General features: G+C 39.7%; 15 protein-coding genes and 1 pseudogene. 5 read left to right on the top strand and 11 right to left on the bottom strand.

Features of this window, described 5'->3' with window-relative positions; all coding sequences use genetic code 11:
* Nucleotides 1-246 precede the first annotated feature (246 nt).
* Both BM073_RS11515 and BM073_RS11510 read left to right on the top strand, forming a co-directional pair.
* Nucleotides 247-723 (top strand): DUF4442 domain-containing protein, encoded by a 477-nt coding sequence (locus tag BM073_RS11515; RefSeq protein ID WP_091654261.1) that lies wholly within the window; start codon nt 247-249, stop codon nt 721-723.
* 46 nt (nt 724-769) lie between these two features.
* The gene (locus BM073_RS11510) at nt 770-1,333 is read left to right on the top strand and encodes a DUF3109 family protein (protein ID WP_091654258.1); all 564 of its coding nucleotides are present in this window, start codon (nt 770-772) and stop codon (nt 1,331-1,333) included.
* A 5-nt stretch (nt 1,334-1,338) separates the two neighbouring features.
* On the opposite strand, the gene BM073_RS11505 is transcribed toward BM073_RS11510, so the two are convergent.
* Entirely contained in the window at nt 1,339-1,893 is a 555-nt protein-coding gene (locus BM073_RS11505) for a DUF4287 domain-containing protein (RefSeq protein ID WP_091654256.1), read from the bottom strand.
* Between the two features lie 16 nt (nt 1,894-1,909).
* The gene (locus BM073_RS11500) at nt 1,910-3,055 is read right to left on the bottom strand and encodes an acyltransferase family protein (RefSeq protein WP_091654254.1); all 1,146 of its coding nucleotides are present in this window, start codon (nt 3,053-3,055) and stop codon (nt 1,910-1,912) included.
* A gap of 92 nt (nt 3,056-3,147) precedes the next feature.
* On the opposite strand from BM073_RS11500, the gene BM073_RS11495 reads away from it, so the two are divergent.
* The 3 genes from BM073_RS11495 (at nt 3,148) to BM073_RS11485 (ending at nt 6,859) form a co-directional block, all read left to right on the top strand.
* Complete coding sequence (locus BM073_RS11495; protein WP_091654343.1) at nt 3,148-4,032, top strand: PPK2 family polyphosphate kinase; 885 nt, start codon at nt 3,148-3,150, stop codon at nt 4,030-4,032.
* 86 nt (nt 4,033-4,118) lie between these two features.
* Nucleotides 4,119-5,492, top strand: a complete 1,374-nt coding sequence (locus BM073_RS11490) for a S8 family peptidase (protein ID WP_091654252.1) — start codon at nt 4,119-4,121, stop codon at nt 5,490-5,492.
* 140 nt (nt 5,493-5,632) lie between these two features.
* A complete protein-coding gene (locus BM073_RS11485) occupies nt 5,633-6,859 on the top strand; it encodes a S8 family peptidase (RefSeq protein WP_091654250.1) in 1,227 nt (408 codons plus the stop codon).
* On the opposite strand, the gene BM073_RS11480 is transcribed toward BM073_RS11485, so the two are convergent.
* The 9 genes and pseudogenes from BM073_RS11480 to BM073_RS11440 form a co-directional block, all read right to left on the bottom strand.
* Entirely contained in the window at nt 6,834-9,044 is a 2,211-nt protein-coding gene (locus BM073_RS11480) for an adenylate/guanylate cyclase domain-containing protein (RefSeq protein WP_091654248.1), read from the bottom strand. The two genes, BM073_RS11485 and BM073_RS11480, sit on opposite strands and share 26 nt — an antisense overlap.
* A 436-nt stretch (nt 9,045-9,480) precedes the next feature.
* The gene (locus BM073_RS11475; RefSeq protein WP_091654247.1) at nt 9,481-12,450 is read right to left on the bottom strand and encodes a DNA polymerase III subunit alpha; all 2,970 of its coding nucleotides are present in this window, start codon (nt 12,448-12,450) and stop codon (nt 9,481-9,483) included.
* A 397-nt stretch (nt 12,451-12,847) separates the two neighbouring features.
* Complete coding sequence (locus BM073_RS11470; RefSeq protein ID WP_091654244.1) at nt 12,848-13,408, bottom strand: pentapeptide repeat-containing protein; 561 nt, start codon at nt 13,406-13,408, stop codon at nt 12,848-12,850.
* Between the two features lie 13 nt (nt 13,409-13,421).
* Entirely contained in the window at nt 13,422-14,234 is an 813-nt protein-coding gene (locus BM073_RS11465; RefSeq protein WP_091654242.1) for a creatininase family protein, read from the bottom strand.
* A 14-nt stretch (nt 14,235-14,248) separates the two neighbouring features.
* Entirely contained in the window at nt 14,249-16,135 is a 1,887-nt protein-coding gene (locus tag BM073_RS11460) for an ATP-binding protein (protein WP_091654240.1), read from the bottom strand.
* A 348-nt stretch (nt 16,136-16,483) separates the two neighbouring features.
* A complete protein-coding gene (locus BM073_RS11455; protein WP_091654238.1) occupies nt 16,484-17,092 on the bottom strand; it encodes a hypothetical protein in 609 nt (202 codons plus the stop codon).
* 147 nt (nt 17,093-17,239) lie between these two features.
* Nucleotides 17,240-17,797 (bottom strand): GNAT family N-acetyltransferase, encoded by a 558-nt coding sequence (locus tag BM073_RS11450; protein ID WP_091654236.1) that lies wholly within the window; start codon nt 17,795-17,797, stop codon nt 17,240-17,242.
* Nucleotides 17,794-18,285 (bottom strand): annotated as a pseudogene (locus BM073_RS11445) (VOC family protein). Before BM073_RS11445 ends, BM073_RS11450 begins: the two are co-directional and overlap by 4 nt.
* Before the next feature lies 1 nt (nt 18,286).
* A complete protein-coding gene (locus tag BM073_RS11440; protein WP_091654234.1) occupies nt 18,287-20,446 on the bottom strand; it encodes an alpha-glucuronidase family glycosyl hydrolase in 2,160 nt (719 codons plus the stop codon).
* Between the last annotated feature and the right edge of the window lie 129 nt (nt 20,447-20,575).

Genomic DNA, 20,575 nt, shown 5'->3' with positions numbered 1-20,575 from the left:
CTAATTTTCCCTATATAGATTAATCTGCTTATCTAATTACTTTATTCAACCATTTAAATCATTGATTTTTGGTGTATTTAGATCTATTGAAAAAAAAAATTAAAAATTTTAAAACTTCTGAAAACCTTTTGCTCTAGGTAATGTTCTTATTTCCAAAGGCTAAAAATAGCTTTTCTTCATAGTGCTGGGTTGAGCCGCTCCGATAGGAGCGGTTCTTTTTTTGCCCCTTTTATTTATCTTTTCGCAATGAACTCAGACAAGAAATCAAAATTTGAAAAACTGATCAGAAAGATCAATTGGTATCCTCCCTATTTATTTTCAGGGATAAAAGTGGTGGATTATAATGAGGAGTTCACCTATTTCAAAACTCAGTTGAAATTGACTTGGTGGAATAGGAATTTGGTTGGAACAGCTTTTGGAGGATCATTATATGCCATGTGCGATCCATTTTTCATGTTTATTTTGATGATCAATTTGGGAAGAGAGTACATAGTTTGGGATAAAACGGCCTTTATTGATTTTAAAAGCCCAGGAAAAGGACTTGTTTTCGCTGAGTTTCAGCTGAGTCAATCAGAGATTCAAAGGATTAAAGAAGAAGTAGATCAAAAAGGAAAAGGAGTCTTTGAGTTTCCTTGTGAAGTTAGATCCAAAAGTGGTGAGCTGGTAGCCAGTTTGGTAAAAGGTGTTTATGTAAGAAAGAAGAACTTTGATTCCAAAAACTGAGTTGGCAATTCAATAGGATATGTACCTTTGTTCAAAATAAAAGTCTATGATACTGGTTGGAAATGCGGTTTTGTCTGACGACATCAAGGAGAATTTTTTTGTATGCGATTTAGAAGCCTGCAAAGGAGCATGTTGCGTGGAAGGAGATGCAGGAGCACCATTAGAGGATGAGGAAACCGAGATCTTAGAAAAAATTTACCCCATAGTCAAAGATTATATTACTGAAGAAGGACGAGCGGCCATTGAAAAACAGGGCGTATGGGTGATTGACAAAGACGGAGATAAAGGCACTCCAACAATCGACGACAATAGAGAATGCGCTTATGCCCTTTATGACGAAAAGGGTGTCTTAAAATGCGGGATAGAGCAGGCTTATTTAGATGGCAAAGTTGATTTCAAAAAGCCTATTTCCTGTCATATGTATCCTATAAGGGTTACAAAATACGATCAGTTTGATGCGCTAAATTACGATAGATGGCATATTTGTGACCCTGCCTGCCAGCTTGGAAAAAGCCTTCAGGTTCCACTTTACCGTTTTCTTAAAGATGCTTTGGTAAGAAAGTATGGAGAGGACTGGTACGAGGAATTAATTCAGGAAATAGAAGGCTGATTTTTTTATCCAGCCCCCTCATAAGCTTTCAATAACCAGCCTTTCACCTCATCATTCCAATGGTCTGGTCCAGTCAAATTGATTTTATGACTGCACATCCCATTTGTTTTGCTGTCGATTTCCAGTATTCCCTCGGGTTCCTGACCTTTTAAATTCAATCCGATTTCCATTCGACTTTTTGTTGCAGGAATGATCATCGCAAACTGCTTTTTCCGTCTTACACTCACATAGGCCTTTTTTGGAGCAAACTCTATATCGTTTCCGAAACTCTCAATTTCCTTTTTAATACTCTCGTATAGGGCAAGGAAATGCTCTTTTCCTTTATATTGTTCCTGTACAAGAGTATCAAGATCATCAGCAGAGCCTGAATCGGATTTGAGTGTTTTATGGGCAATTAGATTAGCAAATCCATGGGTGAAGCCATGTTCTCCTTTCAGAAACTTGAGTATTTCTCCGTGCTTTTCTAATTTTTGTTTTTTGACAATTTCAATCCATTCCTCTAGACTTTTTCCTGTGTTTTTCTGGAGGTTTTCAATCATAGTTTGGGCTGCATCATCCATATATTCGGGCTTTGATTTATACTTTAATATAAACTTTCTTTTTGTCCATCCATAATCCTATCAGCCAGATTAATAGCATATAGCTGATGGCAAAAAGGAAAGAAGCGTTTTTTGGTCCGAGCCAGGAAGTGTAGAAATTATCATAGAGAAATCCCTTGAAAGTACTTTCTCCAACCGGAATCATATAGAAAATAGAGATAACAATTCCAGATAAAACATACAGTATTAAGGGGTTTCTACCAAAAACCTGAAAGAAATAAGTCCATGATTGCTGGTTTTTAACTTCAATCAAATAAATAAGAGCTCCAAGAATTATCAAGTCCCAACCTACAGTTAATAGTACATAGGAACTGGTCCATATTTTCTTATTAATAGGAAAGCCCAAATCCCAGATATAGGCTCCGGCAATTAATATCACCCCTGAAATCAAAAGGGTTCTGACAGTTGAAGGTAGATTCCCTTTGCTTTGGATAAACTTTCCAGCGATATATCCTGCTAAGACATTGACAATAGAAGTAAGAGTGCTTAAGATTCCTTCAGGGTCAAATGGGATTCCATCTCCCATATACATTCGATCAGAACCAATCAAAAGTAGGTCTAATTTTAGAGCTGCATTTCCCTCCAAACTATAAGGTGCAGAGGCATTTCCAAAGAAGTATAAAATCAGCCAGTAGGAGAGTAAAGCTATTCCTGAAAATATCCAGGCAATCTTGGGTCCACCCCAGTATAGGATCAAGGCGGCAAAGAAATAGGCCAAAGCTATTCTCTGTAAAACCCCGAAAAAGCGGACTTCTGAAAGGGTAATAAATTCAATTGCTCCGGATTCGTTGTAATCAAAGAACGGGAATGCATTCAATAGCCAGCCGATAACAAAAATCAATAAGGTTCTTTTTCCCACTTTTTTGAAAAACTGGGAAGAAGACATGTCATTTAATTTTTTCATCGCAAAACTCATTGCATTTCCCACAACGAATAAAAAGGTTGGAAAAACCAAATCTGTAGGTGTGAAGCCATGCCAATCCGCATGAGCTAATGGGCCGTAAAGATTAGACCAGCTACCAGGAGTGTTGACAATGATCATAAAGGCAATGGTCATGCCTCTCAAAACATCCAAGGCTAGGTACCGATTACTTAAACCGGATTGAATAGGTATTTGAGTCATTTTGGGTGATGGTTTTTTTAATTTTTACTGAAAGGGTGAATATAAAATATTATCTTGTTTGGTACACTTTTGACAAAATGATTAGCACTCTTATGAAGCAATTCGATATTAAAAAATTGGAGGTTAAAGAGCCAATTAAATTATCCGAAAGGTCAACTTATATGGATTTGGGACTTTCTGAGAAGAAACTCAAGGATGAATTAAATGATGTGCGGGAAGATTTGAGTAAGCATCAAGACACTATGTATGCCCATGGTAAGTATGGAGTATTGATTTGTCTGCAAGGAATGGATACTGCAGGAAAGGATAGTTTGATACGGGAAGTATTTCAGGAATTTAATCCGCGGGGAGTAGTGGTTCACAGCTTTAAGGTTCCCACCAGTAAAGAACTGAAGCATGATTATTTATGGAGACATTATCTGGCTTTACCTGAAAGGGGAAAGTACGCAGTGTTTAATAGAACGCATTATGAAAATGTCTTGGTGACACGGGTGCATCCTTATTATATCATGGGAGAAAATATTCCTGGAGTCGAATCAGTGGCAGACATAACCCCGGAGTTTTGGGAAAAAAGATTTGAACAAATAAGAAATTTCGAACAGCATATCGCTGAAAATGGAGTCGTCGTGTTGAAGTTCTTTCTTCACCTGAGTAAAGGGGAACAAAGGCAGAGACTTTTAAGAAGACTGGAAAATGAAAAGCATAATTGGAAGTTTTCCCCGGGAGATTTGAAGGAAAGAGCTTTATGGGAAAAATATCAGGATTGTTATGAAGAAGCAATTAATAAAACTTCCTTACCCCACGCTCCTTGGTATATCATTCCTGCTGATAATAAGGAGGCAGCAAGATTGCTGGTTGCTAAAGTGATCCAAGAAAAAATGAATGAACTGGAGGGAATCAAAGAACCTGAGTTAGAAGATGAGGTAAAAGCTAAATTAGGGGAGTACCGAGAGATGCTTTCTAAGGAATCAGGATAATGGTTTATTCAAATTAATTTTTGAATTCAAGACTTTTGATTTAATTTAAATGCTTGATTTTTAAATAAATATACTTCTTTAATGCTATGAGATATTCCGCTTTTTTTCTGATGTTGTTTTTATTGGGAGCTTGTTCCCGTGAAAAAGACTCAAAGGATTCTAACCTAACCACAGAACTTTCTGATCCTTTTGAATTGGTTTTTTTAGATGATATTCAATTCAAACCCTTCAAATTGGGTTCAGGAAATTGTCCGAATCCGATGGCTTGTGCTGGGAGGATTAACGGTTTAAAAATTAGGGTGCAAAAACATCTTAAAGATGTAATAAAACTCCCCAAAGACATCCATGTCCAAAACATTAGTGTCTTAGACAATAAAGTCAGTGTATTGATTGACGGGGTTACTAAGCAAGACTCAATACTTATTCAATCTTACGTCAATTCTAATTCTTCAAAATTTGAGACTAAAGCTGATATAGAAATTCAAGGCAGGCGACCAATGATGCAGGCTGAGCTGATACCTCAAGGCCGGAGGCCTATGATGCAAGAGCAATTGCGGTATGATAGTTTGAATCAAACCAGCAAATTCATTCAATTAATTAGAGGAGGAGTTTCCAATTTCCCAGGAAAATCTCAAAGAGTTTGGATAGTTGATACTGGGATAGATAAATCACACCCGGACATTTCATTTGATTCATCTGAAGTTGCTTTGAGTAAATCTTTCGCTATGAATGCAAATGATCCATTTGTCGATTCAGATGGACATGGGACATTTATTGCCGGAATTATAGGAGCGAAGTCGAACCCTCCCAATTTGCAAGAATATCACATGAATGGAGTATATCCTGGCGCTAAAATGGTTTCATTAAAGGTATTCGACAATAAAGGAAAATCTACTGAAAACAGGGTGAAAAATGCTCTAGAGTATATTTTGCTAAATGGCGCATCAGGAGACATTGTCAACCTTAGCTTGGGGCAACAGGGTTCAGGACCAAATTTCTGCACTAGCGGTAAAATCAAAGAAAAAATAGAGGCATTGGTTGATTTTGGAATAAACGTAGTGATGTCAGCGGGTAATGAGGCAGAACCTTCTGACACTAATTTCCCAGGATGTATTAATTATGAAGGAACAGGGGGGAATACAGCGAAAACTTACACCGTAGGATCTGTTGAGGTGCTTTCTTCAAACTCAGTATTATTTTCATTCTTTTCTAATTATGATGTCAGTGAGACTGATAGAATTATTGATTACTTGGAACCAGGGGAGTATATATTCACAACTGGACCTTTAAAAGCAGATTCTATACCTAATTACACGGTAGTATCAGGAACCTCTTTTTCCGCAGCTATTTTCTCAGGAATTCTTTACGGAAATCCTAATCCTGTGACTTGGAAAACTGTTCAAAGAGGGGCAGCTTCAGGCGAAGGAGATCCAGTATATATAGTCGGAAAGCTTCAATAAGAAGTTGGGAAGCCTATTTATCTGAAATAAAGCAAATTAAAGCTGAAAGTTGGTCGATTTTATATTTGCTTTTTCCAAGTAATGTTTGAATTTTTTCAATAAAACTTAGTAAGTTGAGTTTCAACTTAACGTATTTTATTATGAGAAAAGTGTTTTTTATCCTAGCCCTGATGATTTTTTCATCTTTAGGATATAGCCAAAACAAGAATTTTGTGGTGGTTTTCAAAGATAGTTTTGAGGAGCCTATCAGGAAAAACCAAACTAGAAATCCAAACAGGCAAATGCAGGCAAATCAAAATGCTGGCAAGAGGACTGAAAAATTAAGTAAAGTCGATAACTTTTTAAGACAAAAAAATATTGCTCCCGGTAAGGCAAAAAAGTTTGTTGATGGAGCAGTTGGCTTTGTAGCTAATCTAAATTCTTCTCAGGTTAATCTTCTAAAATCTGATCCTTCGGTGGATAGAGTAGTGGAGGATTTTACTATGCAGGGAAGACCAAGAATGCAAAGCTCTCGTCCTAGAATGCAAGGAGAGAGTTTGGGAGATTTGTTCTATAACGAATCAACCAAATCTAGTTGTGCTATTCCTTTGATGGGAGGCTCTCAAAACTCTAATTCCAGTGCTTCTATCTGGATTATTGATACTGGGGTAGATTCTAGACATAATGATTTAAATGTTAATCCAAATCGAAACTTCTCGGTTTCCTTTGTATCCACTGAGTCGGATCCATTTGCTGATTTTGCGGGACATGGTACGCATTGCGCCGGGTTAGCTGCAGGTACAGGAAGAGGCAACCCGGGTATAACCGGAATGTCGCCTGGAGCAGAGATTATTTCTCTTAAGGTTTTGGATAAAAACGGAATGGGCAGCTGGTCAAGTCTGGTATTAGCTTTGGATCATGTAGAAAAATTTGGAGTTTCCAGCGATGTAGTCCTCATGAGCCTAGGTGCTGCTGTTGGACTCAATTGCGCTAACTTTGAGCCATTCTTAAATGGTATCATTTCCGATTTAGGATCCAAGGGTATCACCGTGGTCATGTCTGCTGGAAATGACAGTTCCTCTGCAAATGAAAACTTGCCTGGTTGTATCAATGGCTCCAATATATTTACAGTAGGAGCATTGGACTTTACTTGTGAAGGTATGGGTGGCTGCAGTGGATTATCCAATTTAGGAAATCCACCAATAGATTGGTTTGCACCGGGAGCCAATCTGATTTCCACTTTTCCTGGAAACCAATATCAGGTAATGTCTGGTACATCTATGGCGGCAGCCTTGGTGGCAGGATTGGTTCACTCCAAAGGCGGAGCACCATCCAGAATGTCTACTATCCAATGTGGAGGGATTACTTATTCCGTAGCAGGTCGCTAGTCTGTAATTCTTGATTCATCTCCATTCGCTTCTTCTGCAGTTCGCTCAGTAAGGAGCGAATGGGCTGATGACTCAAGTAATTTTTAAAAATCGGATTGTTGACTAATTGAAAGTCATCTCTAAATCCCCTGTTATAGGCCTCCTTTAAGTAAGTGCTCGATTGATTAATATTTCCTCTCACGGCCTCTAGTTGTGCCAAGTCAAGCCATAAGTTGAAGTCTTCTTTGAAAGACTCCAGGGTTTCTTTTCTTATAGAAATGGCATTATCCAAAAGGGCATTGGCCTCCTTGGTTTTACCCATGGTTTTGTAGATATAACTCAGGTAAACCGGAGAGATAAAGTATTCATCAGATTCATAATCCGGTTTTTTTCTTAAAGATTCCTCTAAATAAAATGCCGCTTTTTCGAAGTCTCCTGCAAAAAAATGAATTGTTCCGGCGGCGACAAAACCCAGAGAGGTGGTGTCCTTATTGACAAGGATTACCTGATTTGCCATTTCGACCCCCTCCTTGATCTTATTCTGTTCAAAGTAAGTAAAGGCTTTTTGCTCGTAGCTAAGTGGATCCTTTTGAATCTCTATTGACTGATCTATCCAATCATGGGCTTCGTTAAATTGATCTAATACCCGGTAAATCCAACCAGTAATCTGATAGGGTAAATGATTTGTGGGATTGAGAGAGGCTGATTTGGATTGAAGCTTCAATGATTTGGCTAAATCTCCACTGATGAAATAAACTGTTGCCAGGTTACCCATCGCAGTGCTTAGGTTGGGATTGAGTACCAAAGCCTTTTCAAAAGAGATTTTGGCATATTCATTTTGTCCCTTGTAGTAGTAAGCTGAACCTTGCGCAGTAAAGGCCTCTGCGAGATATGGATCTATAGCCAAAGCCTTGGCACTGGCTTCCATACTGGAGTCTAGCCACTGGTCTCCCTCTCCAAAATAAAGATATTGAGCATAAGCATTTGCCAAACCGGTATAGGCCAATGCATATTGAGGGTCGATTTGTATAGCTTCTTTGAATAATTCTGCAGCCTCCAGCGTCGTTTGCTTCCTGTAAAGTGAATAAAGCTCCCTTCCCTTTAAATAGAGTTCATAGGCATCGAAGCTACTTGTCTGAGCCTTGTTTAATTGATCTTTTTCGGCCGCGCTGAGATTACTATTGAGTACACGTGCGATTTCTGAAGCGATTTCAGCTTGGATTTCAAAAATGTCACTGACTTCTCGGTTGTACGTTTCTGCCCAGAGATTTTTATTTTCAGAAGGGTCGATGAGTTGCACGTTGATTCGGATTTTATCCCCAATCCATCTGATATTGCCTTTTAAAACGGTGCTTACTCCTAAGGTATTGGCAATGGAATCCAATGGAAGGTCGGGTCCTCTAAATGGCTCCACTGCATCTTTGGTGATTACTTTGATGCTTCCGATTTTGGAGACCTGAGTAATCACATCGGCAGTCAGCCCCTCAGAGAAAAACTCCTGTTCGGAGTTGTTGCTTAAATTGGTGAATGGAAGTATTGCTACTGACTTTTCTTTTTCCCAAACAGATGTATTCCATAAAATTGAATAGATCAAATAGGTCAACAAAATGAAGGATACACTCAAAACCGCCCAAAACTTCCAAGGGTTTTTTTCTTGAAAATGGATGTTGTCCAGTATTTGAGATCGCTTAGGAACCGCACAAGGTGGATTTGTTACTGCATGGAGCTGAACCGGATGCTCCACATTTTTGAGGCGGAACATCCCTAGTTTTTGGGTGTTGAAATTTGTATTAGCAGGAAGTTGCTCCCTTGCTTTTTCTGAAATTAAAATACAGGATGGAACACCTATTCCCTGAATTCTTGCAGTTAGGTTGACTGCGTCTCCAAAAACATCCCCGTGATCAAAAATGATTTCTCCGCAATGCAATCCAATTCGAATTTGCATGTCCGGAATACTTTGAAGCCTTTTGTGAATCTCTAAACTCGCCTCCAGAGCTTCGTCTACAGTCTCGAAAGTAGCTAGTATGCCATCACCCAATTCTTTGATGATATTTCCCCGATAGTGACCCAAGATATCAGCATGGATCTCGAGGTTTTTTTTCATCAAGTCAAAAGCATGATCCTCATCCTTTCCCATGAGTCGGGTATAGCCAACTATATCTGAAAAAAATACAACAGATTGTTTTCTATTATGATCCTGACTCATAAAAATATTTTTGAGGAGCTTTCCTGATTATTCTGCACATTTCCTTCTACAAACTAGTCAATTTTGTATCCTAAATAAGCAAAACTTTCTTAAAACTTGAAGAGAATTCTGATAGCTATAAATACAGTTTTTCTTAGAAAAATTTAATTTGATTTAAATCTGTTTGAGATAATAGCAAAAAATATCATTTGTGAGAGCGCTTTTACAGTGATTTTCTCCTTTGAGAGGGTAGCGAGTATTTAGTACAGTCTTGTATATGAGGTTTATATGGATTTACAATCTCTTGTTTGGATTAGTTTATAAAGATTTTCTTAGGTGCTGTAGTATTATCATTAGAATTTCATGGCATCTTTTGGCTCTTACAGAGTCATAAACTCTACTCTTTGCAAGCAAGCTTGCCTTTTTTTGAAAGGCTTTAGAATAGTTTTCATTCACGCTAATTATCTCCGGCATTCCAATAAGCCATTCGTTCCAGCGTATTGACTTCGATGGAGTAAAACCCAAACTCTTCCACTACCTTTCCTTGAATTTTGTAGATCGCCCGACCTTTGAAAGGATATTTTTTGACCACAGGAGGGAAGTGCACGGTATCAATCCAGTCTCCGTCCCGATCCAGAAAAGTTCCAAAATTCATTACCTCTCCCTTGACCGTTCGGGTATATTTTACCGTGACCAAATAGCCCAAGATTGTCACCTGCTTTCCTAAGTACTGTGTCATTTCCCGGGCTTTGATGCCTTGGATACTTTGGTCTTTGACCAGATGAAAAGGGGAGTCCAGCGGAAACTCCAGAATATCGATCTGATCCAATATTTCCTGCCGGATATCTGTTTCGTCCAGATCGGGTACTTGAGGAGGCTTTTTTCCGAAACTGATTTCTGCTGAAGGTGAGCGAAAGAGCTCATGGTTGCTCACGACCGATTTTCGTTTGTTTTGCAGGAAATGAGCTTCCCATAGGAGTTCTTGTTTGGTTTTTCCCGTAAAACGAAAACAGGTCATCCGGATCAAAATCAGAAGCTGCTCCAAGCCGATTTCTACTCTTGCAACAAAGTCTGCCAAGCCCAGAAAAGCACCATTCCTCCTGCGTTCAGTCAGTAGTTTTTCTACGGTGGCCTTTTCCAGATATTTCATATGAATAAATCCCAGAAATACTGTCTTGCCATTGATGCGTGTCAGGTACTCGCTTTCGTTGAGATGAGGAGCTTGAATCTCCCCTCCATTCATCCGAAGTTCGTGCACGTAGAACTCAGTATGATAAAAGCCCCCAAAATTATTGATCACGCCTACCATAAACTCCAACGGAAAATAGGCTTTCAGATACAGGCTTTGGTAGCTTTCCACTGCAAAAGAGGCCGAGTGCCCCTTGGCAAAGGAATAACCTGCGAAGCTTTCGATCTGATGCCAGACTTCCTTTGCTACCGAATCTTCTCTGCCCAGTTTTTTACAATTGGCAAAAAACTGATCCTTTACTCGCTGAAATTCATCTTTGGAACGGGATTTTCCACTCATGCCCCGCCTCAGTACATCCGCTTCTGCCAGACTCAGCCCGGCAAAGTAGTGGGCTACCTTGATCACATCTTCCTGATAGACCATAATGCCATAGGTTTCCGGCATGATGTCCCACATGACAGGGTGCGCCTGCTTTCTCCGCTCTTCGCTGATGTGTCGGAGAATATATTCCCGCATCATTCCTGATCGGGCTACTCCTGGGCGGATAATGGAGCTGGCAGCTACCAGTTCCAGGTAAGTATCCGCTTTCATCTTGGCCAATAGCATGCGCATGGCGGGCGACTCCACATAGAAAGCTCCTATGGTATGCCCGGTTTTCAGGTGTTCCTTGATTTTCGGATCCTTCTTAAATTTCTCTACCTGCCGGATATCCACTTTAATTCCCTGATTTTGGTAAATAATCTCCAAGGCAGACTTGATATGACCCAAGCCCCTTTGGCTCAGAATATCAAATTTGTGCAGTCCAATATCTTCTGCAGTATGCATGTCTATATGGGCAAGCGGAAAGCCCTTGGGAGGCATGTCTGTGGCGGTGTAGTAATGGATGGGTTTGTGAGAAATCAGAATCCCACAGGCATGAATAGTCAGATGGGAGGGCATGTCATGCAGGACTTTGGAATACTTGATGATCAACCTGCCAAACTGATCCGCCTCATAGCCGGGTTTGTCTGCATGGTGGATCAGGGATTCGATGTCAGTTTTCGGAAGCCCAAAAACTTTTCCCAATTCCCTCAGCATGGAATTGTACTGAAAGGTGCTATAGGAGCCCAGAAGCGCCACATGCTCGTGCTTGCCCTGATTGTATTTGCGAAAGATGTAATCGGTGACTTCATCCCGGTCTGTCCAACTGAAATCAATGTCAAAGTCGGGAGGATTTTCCCGGTAGAGATTGATAAAGCGCTCAAAGTACAGGTCCAATTCAATAGGGTCCACATCCGTGATGCCCAGACAATAAGCCACGATGCTGTTGGCTCCCGATCCACGACCCACATGATAGAAATTGCGCTGCTGCGCAAAAGTGATAATATCGTAATTGATCAGGAAATAGGATACAAAGCCTTTTTGCTGTATGAGTTCCAGTTCCTTTTCTATCCGCTGACTGATCTGTGGTCCGAGTTCCGGATAGCGTCGGATAGCACCCTTGAAAGTTTCCTGTCGCAGAAAATCAAAGTCTTCCCAGTCCGAACCCAGGATGTCCCGTTTGTTTTTGACAGCCTGAAAGTAAAAGGAGAACTGGCATTGTTCGAGTAGTTTCTGAGCGTTGACGAGCAGGTAGCTGTGATTTTCACAACGTGAGATGAGATCGGCATAAGAATAAAACTGATCACTGGGATCCGCTTGCTCCTCTTGGGAGAGTTTGCTAAGCAGGGTATTCAGATTCATGCTGCGCAAAAGGCGGTGTGCGTTAAATTCCAGTTTGGAGCTGAAGGTCGCCGGCTGGAGCAGTACCAATTTTTCTTTTTTGCGGTACCAGGGAGAGGTGAGGAGTTTGTTGAGCTGCCCGGGGTGCACGCCGATGAATTCATTTTCCCTCAGGGGAAAAGCCTTCTCAGAAAATGGATAGATGATAAAGCTATGCTCAAATTCGGGAGCTCTGGGCTTGAATTCCCGCTTGTGTATCAAGTGCTCGGAAAGATGCTCATTCAGTTCAAAAAAGCCCTCTTGGTTTCGGGCCAGGCCAATGTATTGTTGCTGAACTCCGTTGCGGAAGTCGATTCCTACGACAGGATGAATTCCTGACTGTTGGGCTGCCCGGATAAAAGGGAATATACCAGCGGTACAATTGATATCGGTCAGTGCTAGGGCATCAAGTTTTTTGCCCTTCGCCTCAGCGATCAGCGCTTCCACAGACATCGTCCCGTATTTGAAGCTGAAGTGAGAATGGCAGTTAAGGAACATTTTTGATTTAAGAATTAGTGTGATAACCTTTGAGGTCTTTAAGATCTCGAAGGTTTGTGAATGGGACTCTGGAAACCTTTGAAGTTTTAAGACCTCGAAGGTTTGTGAATGGGACCCTGAAAACCTTTGAAGTTTTTAAAACCTCTAAGGCTTTGGATAAACTTCATAAGGATGCTTATCGAAATGTGCTCGCAGTCCTGCGTCTCCGGACGGTGGATTTGTAGCAATATTGCTTCTGGAGAAGCAGCATAACGGACACTTTATATAAGCTGATTCCAGTAAGCTAAATGTTAATATTATTAACATTTACATGTTTATAATGTAAACAAAAAGTATTCTTCCTGTCAAGTATTTTGATAGGTTTTGAAAGAAAATGTCAGAAAAGTAAATTTTGGATTTAGCCTATTTTGATCCCATACTTCTCCAATAATCCGGGAAGGCCATCCAGGTCGAATCGTGCTCCTTTGATTTTATTGATTTCAGGATCAAGACGGAGATTTTGGGTGTTTCGGAAATCAACTTTCTCCAAGACAGTCTGATCAAATACTGTCCCGGATAAGTCAGAGCCTTGAAAGTTTACCTCAGTCAGATTGCATTGGCTGAAGTCTACCTCAGTCAGTTTGCAATTTTGAAAAACTGATTTCTTGAGCTGAAGATTGAAAAAGTTGCAGTAATCCAACTGAGAGTTTTGGAAATTGAATTCCAATAAAAATGGGTTGGCTGTATTGAAATGTACGCCCAGCACTTTACAGTTTTCAAATTTGACCTGCTGAAAGGCTAATTTGAATACCTTGGTATTACTCCAATCACAGGATTTGAAAACACAATTCTCAAAAGTACTTCCATGAAAGTTGAAATTGGAAAAATTGCAGTTCTCGAAGCCGCAAGTATCATATTCACCGATTTCAAACTCAGATTGATTTAGGTTTTTAAACTTTTGATCGGAAAAGTAAGCCATGATTTATTCCGGATTAAAGGCCTGCCAATTCCCATTTTGCAATGGTGTCTTGAATCAATTTCAGCACTTTATCATTGACTTTCCGGAAGTATTCGTCTGCTTGCTTTTGATCAAAATTAGGATAACCCTGTCCTTCCTGATATAATCCGATTGAAGAGGGAAATGGAACCGCAGACCAGGCTTTATTCTGAGGATAAGCGGTAGCTTGGTTGGGATTGTATCGTTCTTTGTGAACTAGACTTGGATCAATCGCCTGAATATAGGCTGTCTCATTCAAACCTGCATGACCTCCATCTTCTTTAAAAACTTCCATGGTCACGTCCGAAGCATAGGTCCACCAGTTGATCACTAAAGTGCGAACACCCAATTCATTGGAAACTTTTTCGGCAACCTGTTGGAGAACGGCAGTTTGACCTCCACCATGACCGTTCAGGATAATGATGTTTTTAAAACCATTTCTGGCCAATCCTTTCAAAATATCCCGGATAAAGGGTGCATAGGCTTCTTCCGAGATCTGGAATGCACCGGGATAATTGGCCATGGAACCTGTGATTCCATAATTAAGCGTAGGAGCGATGAGCGCATTTAATTTGTCTGCCAAGTCTTTGGCCATGGCAAAGGGAGCGGTATTATCAGCTCCGTTATTGATAACGCCATGAGGTTCTAAAGTGCCAGTAGGTAAGAGGACCGTGTTGATTTTTTCAGGAACAAACTCTGCAAATTCCATCCAATTAATCCTATCCATTTCTCTGGTGCTTGGATTTTGTGCAAAGGTAAATAAGGTGCAACTGGAAATGGCGAGCAGAGTTATGATTAGTTTTTTCATTAGTAATTGCTATTTCAGGAGGTTAATTGGTTTGAAGGGGTTTCTCTTTTGATTTTTTCAAAACTCAAAATGATTTCAGTTCCTTTTCCTACCTCACTTTTAATCTCGAAAATTCCTTGATTTTTATCCATAAACTGTTTCACCAGCTGAAGTCCCAAACCTGTACCCTTCTCTTTAAGAGTTCCGTCTGTTGATTTTACTCGTACTTGCTGGGATTGAATTTCAGCCAATTTTTCGGCATCGATTCCTATACCGAAGTCCTTTATGTGGAGTTTTTGATAAGTTTCCTCTTCATCTGACAGCCAAACTTTGATTTGACTATTAGGTTCTGAAAACTTGATTGCATTATGAAGGCAGTTTTGAAATATTATACTGATTTGCTGAGGATCCACCAATACCATTTCCGGACTTTTCAATCCTGTAGAATCAATTTGAATATTCTTATTACTGGTTTGATATTCCATATGTCCAATTTGGTCTTGAAGCATAGGAGCCAACTGAGTCTCAACTCGATTAGTCAAAATACCATCCAATTGAGCATGTGACCATCGAAGAAGTTTACTGAGCATTTCGTCTGTTTCAGTTACTTGTCGAATCAGCATTTTTCTTACTTTTTGAGATTCTGATTCGCTCAAGAAACCTTTCTCTTCAATTTCCAATAGCTGCTTTACAGAGTTAATAGGGGATTTCAAATCATGGGAAAGGATAGAAAAGAGTTTGTTTTTTTCTTCATTGATGGCTTCCAATTTTTGATTTTGGTTTTCTATTTCTGTTTGTTTGGCTTCCAATTGGGTATTGATTTCTTCTTTTTGTTTTAGAAGCCTGGCATATAGTAAAAAACCAACAATCGTTACTATTAGAGCAATGATCAAAGTGATAGCTAATTTGCTGTTGAAAGCTGCTTCTTGCTCAGCAATCTCTTTTTCTCTCAGTAAATTCAAATTGTCTGCAGCTGTAAGCTGTAATTGTAAATAACTGATTTCGGAGTTTTTGTTTTCACTGTATAGACTATCCGAATAGGCTTTATTGAGTTTAGTGTATTTCAAGGCATTGCCATAGTCGCCTAGATTTTCATAAGCAATTGCAATTACTTTAGTAGCCCTTTCTTTGTCCCAAAATGCCTTAGCTTTTTCAGCAAGCTGCTCAGCAATAAGTCCATATTGCAATGCTTTACCGGGGTTTTCTCGAACCAGGTAGATTTCCGCCAATCCGGTATTCGCAAATGTTTTCTCCCAAGTAGTAACCTCAGGTTTGATATTCAAAACTCTGGTATAAAACTCTTCTGCTTTTACCAGATCATTTAATTCGAAATTTATCTTGGCAAAGCGGTTTAAAGCCATTGCATATAATGGTTTTTCTTTGAATTTTTCCAAAAGGTTCAATGCAGTGGTCAGGGATTCATCAGCTTTTTGGTATTGCTTTAGCTCCATTTCCGCAATGCTTTTATTGAAATAGCTCTTGCCTAGCCCATAATCATCCCCTAATTCTCTGTTTAGCGGAATACATCTTTCCCAGATTTCAATGGCTCTGGCATAATCGTGCTGACTCAGGTAGATAAGTCCGCGTCCATTTAAAGCATATGCCAATTCTTTTTTGTCGGGGTTTCTGTTGAAAATATCATTTGCTTTAGAAAAATTTCGCATGGACTCTGCATAATTTCCCCCGACATAATGTAATGAGCCCAGCATATTGGCGACCCGACCCATGTCTTTCTCATTCTGAGACTCTAAAGCTAAAGTTTCGGCTTGCTGAAGAAACATCTTTGAACTGTCCCAGTCCACATAAAGGTATCTATCGCCTTGAGCAAGCAATGAGTCTATTTCTTTATTATCCTGCGCAAAGCATAAAAAGGAGGTTAGTGAAAAAAATAAAACTGATACGAATCTAAAATAGGGTATCATGACGGGATTAAAATGAGGGCTCAATGAATCATTGAATTTAAATCAAGCTTTGGAAATTAAAAATCTAAATGGATAAGAATTCTATTTAAATGAGGTCTCAGCGATAAGATCCAAGTAATTTTTTCATCCTTCAATCCAATTGTTTATCACTCTTCGTATTTACATTCAAGAATTCGAAAAATCACAAAACTCGGATTCTAATCAAAAAGAAATCAATAGGAATATTAGCTCCTAGGAATAGCATAATTTTTTGAATAGTTGAGTTGGGTAAAATGTCGCTCCGAAAGGGGCGGCATTTTTGTTTAAAAAAAAGCAGGCAATAAATTAAAGCCTGCTTTTTTCATCAAATTAGTCCGAACATTTAACAGTAGGATTCCACTTCATGAATATTCCTTCAGGATTATTTTTCCAAACCCAGACATGAAGCTGGTAATTTCTGAAGGGAAGAGGAGCAGGTGGAAATGCTTCTTCAAATTTTTGATTTCCAAAATATGGGATATCATCATTTTCCAAGTCCCATAAATCAGCTACAATTACAAACTCTACTCCGACAAGCCGCATTCTTCCATTGGATTGTTCCTCGTATAGCAAAGCTTCAGGTTTGGTGGGGTCAAATTCCCCATCCACTTCTTCGAAATTCACAAAATGATAACCCATTCCTCCATCTGGAGAAGCAACGCAATCTGAACCTTGTAAATACCCATCTTCTAAAGCAACATCAAATTTTTGATATTTAGCTGTTGCTGCTCTTAAGTTTGCTAACATACTAAGGGTCATAGGATCCATCCGAAGATTTTCGAGCGGATTGGGAAAAGGACTATCTTCCAAGTATTCAAGCTGGGGATCATTCATCGGATCCACAGTTTCTATGTCATTTGGAATACAAGAGCTTATTAGAAAAATCAGAAATAAGCATAGGGGGGTTATTAAGGAATAATTTCCTTTTAAAGATTTCATAAGTGTTAGGTTTTGTTGGGAAGTAAAGAATAGATAAAAAACTCCTTGACGGAGACCGAGAGCATCCCTCAATGGGAGGTTTCAAGGTAATAAATAAAATTAAGTGACTGAATATAAGGGTTTTGAATGGATTATTCTAATTTAAGGTTAGACTAAATCTCCACCGATTGAACTATCCAAAGAAATTTTAAAAAGGCTGAAAGGCTGTAATCTGGGTTGATTTAAAAGTTCAGGATGCTCAAATTCCTCTATGAATTTCATTCCTATTTTACGCATTACTTGAAGGGAGGCTTGATTGGCAGTAGTGGCATAAGAATATATTTCTTTTAAGCCTAATTGCCGAGCATAGCCTATGCAGGCAAGGGCTCCTTCGGAAGCAAGACCCTGATTCCAGTATTTTTTCGCAAGTCTCCAACCTATATCAATACAGGGAGTGAAGCTTGCTTCAAAATCCTTCCTTCCCAAACCTATGGTTCCGGCCAATTCACCACTTGCCAAAAAGTCTACCGCGAAATAACAAAACCCCTCTTTTTGAAAGGTTTGATTCATCTTTTGAATGCGCTTTTGGCTTTCTTCCAAAGTGAATGGTTTTTCGAAAAAATGCATGATTTCGGGATCCGAATCGATTTGAAAAATGGCTTCTAAGTCGGATTCAGACCAAGTTCGAAAACCTAACCTTTCACTTTGGAAAATGTATTTCTTCATGGATTTAATTCACTGAGCAAAGAATTAATATCAAGTCTTCTGGTATACATAGTCAGCTCTCCCGATTCATCTTTGGGCCAAAGTTCCCGAGGTCTATCCCAATAAAGCTATACGCCATTTTCATCAGGATCATCCAGATACAATGCCTCAGAAACTCCATGATCTGCAGCTCCTGTCAAGGGGTAGGAATGATCTGCTAGCCTTTTGAAAAGAAAGGCTAGGTCTTTTCGGGTAGGTAAAAGGATTGCCGTATGAAACAAGCCAGGTGAGTTTCTTGGGGCAGGGGGAGAGTTCTTACTTTGCCATGTATTCAAACCTATGTGATGATGATATCCTCCCGCTGAAATAAAAGCTGCATCTTTTCCATATCTCATCATTAATTCAAAGCCTAAGAGCCCACAATAAAAGTCAATCGAACGCTCAAGATCACTCACTTTCAAGTGAACATGGCCAATACTGGTTCCAGATGGGATTTTATAGCTATCCATTTTACCAATTAGGCTTGATTCCAGGCGCGAAAGGAAAACTCAGGCTTTTGTAATATTCCAAGTCTCCTTCAGGTTGTTCAATTTCAGAAGGAAAAGGTCTATCTGCAAATGTCTGAAAATAAAGAAGACAGGCATTTCTCCACCATTCGGCCTCTTTGATCTGAATCTTCAATAGCTGATTAACATGATCAAATCGTTCCTCATCAATGACATTCTCCAATGATTGCCAAGTCTGGAGAAAACTTCTGGAGCTTTTGACTCCCTGATCATAATGTAGAGTGATTTCTTTCCATAATGAATTTCCTGATTTTAACTCAAAATCCCAAGGTAGGTGGTGAAACCAAAGCAGATATTTCTCAGGTATTTTCTTTGGATCAGACCATACCTCTGCGATTTCAGGAGCGTATTGATTTAAGGCATTGCTCCCTGAGGAAGTCCTATCAAAACCTATCCCATCTGATCCCGCACGATGATAATAAAGGGAAGTCCAGTCAGCTCTTCCACCCTCGACCCAAGGGCCGGGGCCATAGTGATGACTTCTGCCCATAATATGATGCAGGCCCAAAGGAGTCATGTAATTCACGGCTGCCTCATGAGAATTAATCATAATTCCTTGAATCTTTTCAATTCCACTTAGCTTAGGCCCAAAAGTTAATTCTGACCATTCTTCCGCTATTTTTTCAGAACTCAAATAGGGATCCCAGGCTAATCTTCCGAAGGCATACCAGTTGGACTGCCCGAAAAGATGCCCTGTCCAATTTCTATCAGTTCCAATATTCGATACTCCAGCCATCAAGGTTAATTTTTGCCCAGTATCTGTTCCATCAATGATTTTAGCCACTGTTGATGAAGACTTTGGTCTGTAGGTATTAGACTTTAATACCTCCTCCCAAAAAGTTCCTAAATAGACTAATTGTGTGGCCTGTCCCAAATACTCTTGGGTGATCTGAAATTCCATCCCAAGATTTGTACTTTTTACAGCTCCGAATAAAGGATGGAATGGCTCCCGAGGTTGGAAGTCAATTGCCCCATTTTTTACCTGAATGATCACATTTTCCTTAAACTTTCCATCCAGAGGTTCAAATTCCAAATTTGCCTGTTTGTGGCGATCCTCATCAATTTCGTGTGAGTATACAAATGCTCTCCAAATGACCAATCCTTTATATGGAGCGAGAGCATCTGCAAGCATATTGGCTCCTTCTGCATGATTTCTTCCGTATTCATGAGGACCGGGCTGTCCTTCTGAATTAGCCTTAACTACAAAGCCACCAAAATCTGGAATGGCTTTATAAATCATCCCTACTTTTTCCTTCCAAAATGCTGCAACCTCAGAGTTTAAAGGATCTGCTGTTTCCAATCCACCAAGCTCGATAGGGGCAGAAAATCGAGCTGTCAAATAGACTTTAATCCCATAAGGGCGGAAAATATCTGCTAAGACCTTCACTTTTTCTATGAAGTCTGGCCTTAAAATCCAGGCATTTGCATTCACATTAGTGAGCGAAACTGCATTTATTCCGATACTGGCATTAGCCCGGGCGTAATCTATGTACCGAGGATCCACGTAGCCTGGAAGCTTATGCCAATCCCAAATCGAAAATCCAGCATAGCCACGTTCTACAGTTCGATCCAAATTATCCCAATGATTCAGCATTCGGATTTTCACCTTGGGACTATCAGATAATTCTTCCTTAAAATCTATCTGTTCTCTTTGAATTTCCTGGAGTAGTCTAAAAACGCCGTACAAGACACCTATTGGTTTGTTTCCAATAATGCTAAAGTAGGTCTTACCTTGAAATTCGATTGGACCCATCCAGTAACCTTCATCTCCTAAATTTTTGATTTCCATTTGTTGGTCTAAGCCTATGACCTGAGCAAGTTCCTCTCTGGTACCCAGCCACATTTTAGCTGAATTGATCCGGTCAGTTGCATAGATTGGCGATTTCCCGATCATTATCGGAATAGCCTTTTCCATTTCAAATTGGATGGCGTTGTATGTTGGGTTTTTTCCAAAAAAGTAGATTCCACTAAAGAATGATTCGGCTTCGGATCGAATAGCGGGAGTCTTGATGGAACTGTAGTCCAACCACAAATCATAGCCGTCCTTGGCCTGAACTGATTGGATGCAGAAGAAAAAAAGAAAAGCGTAAAATAGGTTTTTCATAGGTTTATTGGTTGACGATTGAAGTTCTCGAAAAATCAAACTTTTTCCTATAGCTTTTTGATGGATGTAAGGATTCTTTAGAATGCACGACATTTTTTGTCAAAATCAAAATTTCACTCCTTCAATTTC

It is taken from the genome of Algoriphagus ornithinivorans (assembly GCF_900115305.1).
In the GTDB taxonomy this organism is placed as follows: Bacteria; Bacteroidota; Bacteroidia; order Cytophagales; family Cyclobacteriaceae; genus Algoriphagus; species Algoriphagus ornithinivorans.
The sequence above is the reverse complement of the archived record's forward strand: the minus strand, read 5'-3'. Positions and strand labels throughout refer to the sequence as shown.

Coding starts and splice junctions, on each gene's coding strand:
- BM073_RS11515 (WP_091654261.1), top strand. CDS start 247: ATGAACTCAGACAAGAAATCAAAATTTGAAAAACTGATCAGAAAGATC.
- BM073_RS11510 (WP_091654258.1), top strand. CDS start 770: ATGATACTGGTTGGAAATGCGGTTTTGTCTGACGACATCAAGGAGAAT.
- BM073_RS11505 (WP_091654256.1), bottom strand. CDS start 1,893: ATGGATGATGCAGCCCAAACTATGATTGAAAACCTCCAGAAAAACACA.
- BM073_RS11500 (WP_091654254.1), bottom strand. CDS start 3,055: ATGACTCAAATACCTATTCAATCCGGTTTAAGTAATCGGTACCTAGCC.
- BM073_RS11495 (WP_091654343.1), top strand. CDS start 3,148: ATGAAGCAATTCGATATTAAAAAATTGGAGGTTAAAGAGCCAATTAAA.
- BM073_RS11490 (WP_091654252.1), top strand. CDS start 4,119: ATGAGATATTCCGCTTTTTTTCTGATGTTGTTTTTATTGGGAGCTTGT.
- BM073_RS11485 (WP_091654250.1), top strand. CDS start 5,633: ATGAGAAAAGTGTTTTTTATCCTAGCCCTGATGATTTTTTCATCTTTA.
- BM073_RS11480 (WP_091654248.1), bottom strand. CDS start 9,044: ATGAGTCAGGATCATAATAGAAAACAATCTGTTGTATTTTTTTCAGAT.
- BM073_RS11475 (WP_091654247.1), bottom strand. CDS start 12,450: ATGTTCCTTAACTGCCATTCTCACTTCAGCTTCAAATACGGGACGATG.
- BM073_RS11470 (WP_091654244.1), bottom strand. CDS start 13,408: ATGGCTTACTTTTCCGATCAAAAGTTTAAAAACCTAAATCAATCTGAG.
- BM073_RS11465 (WP_091654242.1), bottom strand. CDS start 14,234: ATGAAAAAACTAATCATAACTCTGCTCGCCATTTCCAGTTGCACCTTA.
- BM073_RS11460 (WP_091654240.1), bottom strand. CDS start 16,135: ATGATACCCTATTTTAGATTCGTATCAGTTTTATTTTTTTCACTAACC.
- BM073_RS11455 (WP_091654238.1), bottom strand. CDS start 17,092: ATGAAATCTTTAAAAGGAAATTATTCCTTAATAACCCCCCTATGCTTA.
- BM073_RS11450 (WP_091654236.1), bottom strand. CDS start 17,797: ATGAAGAAATACATTTTCCAAAGTGAAAGGTTAGGTTTTCGAACTTGG.
- BM073_RS11440 (WP_091654234.1), bottom strand. CDS start 20,446: ATGAAAAACCTATTTTACGCTTTTCTTTTTTTCTTCTGCATCCAATCA.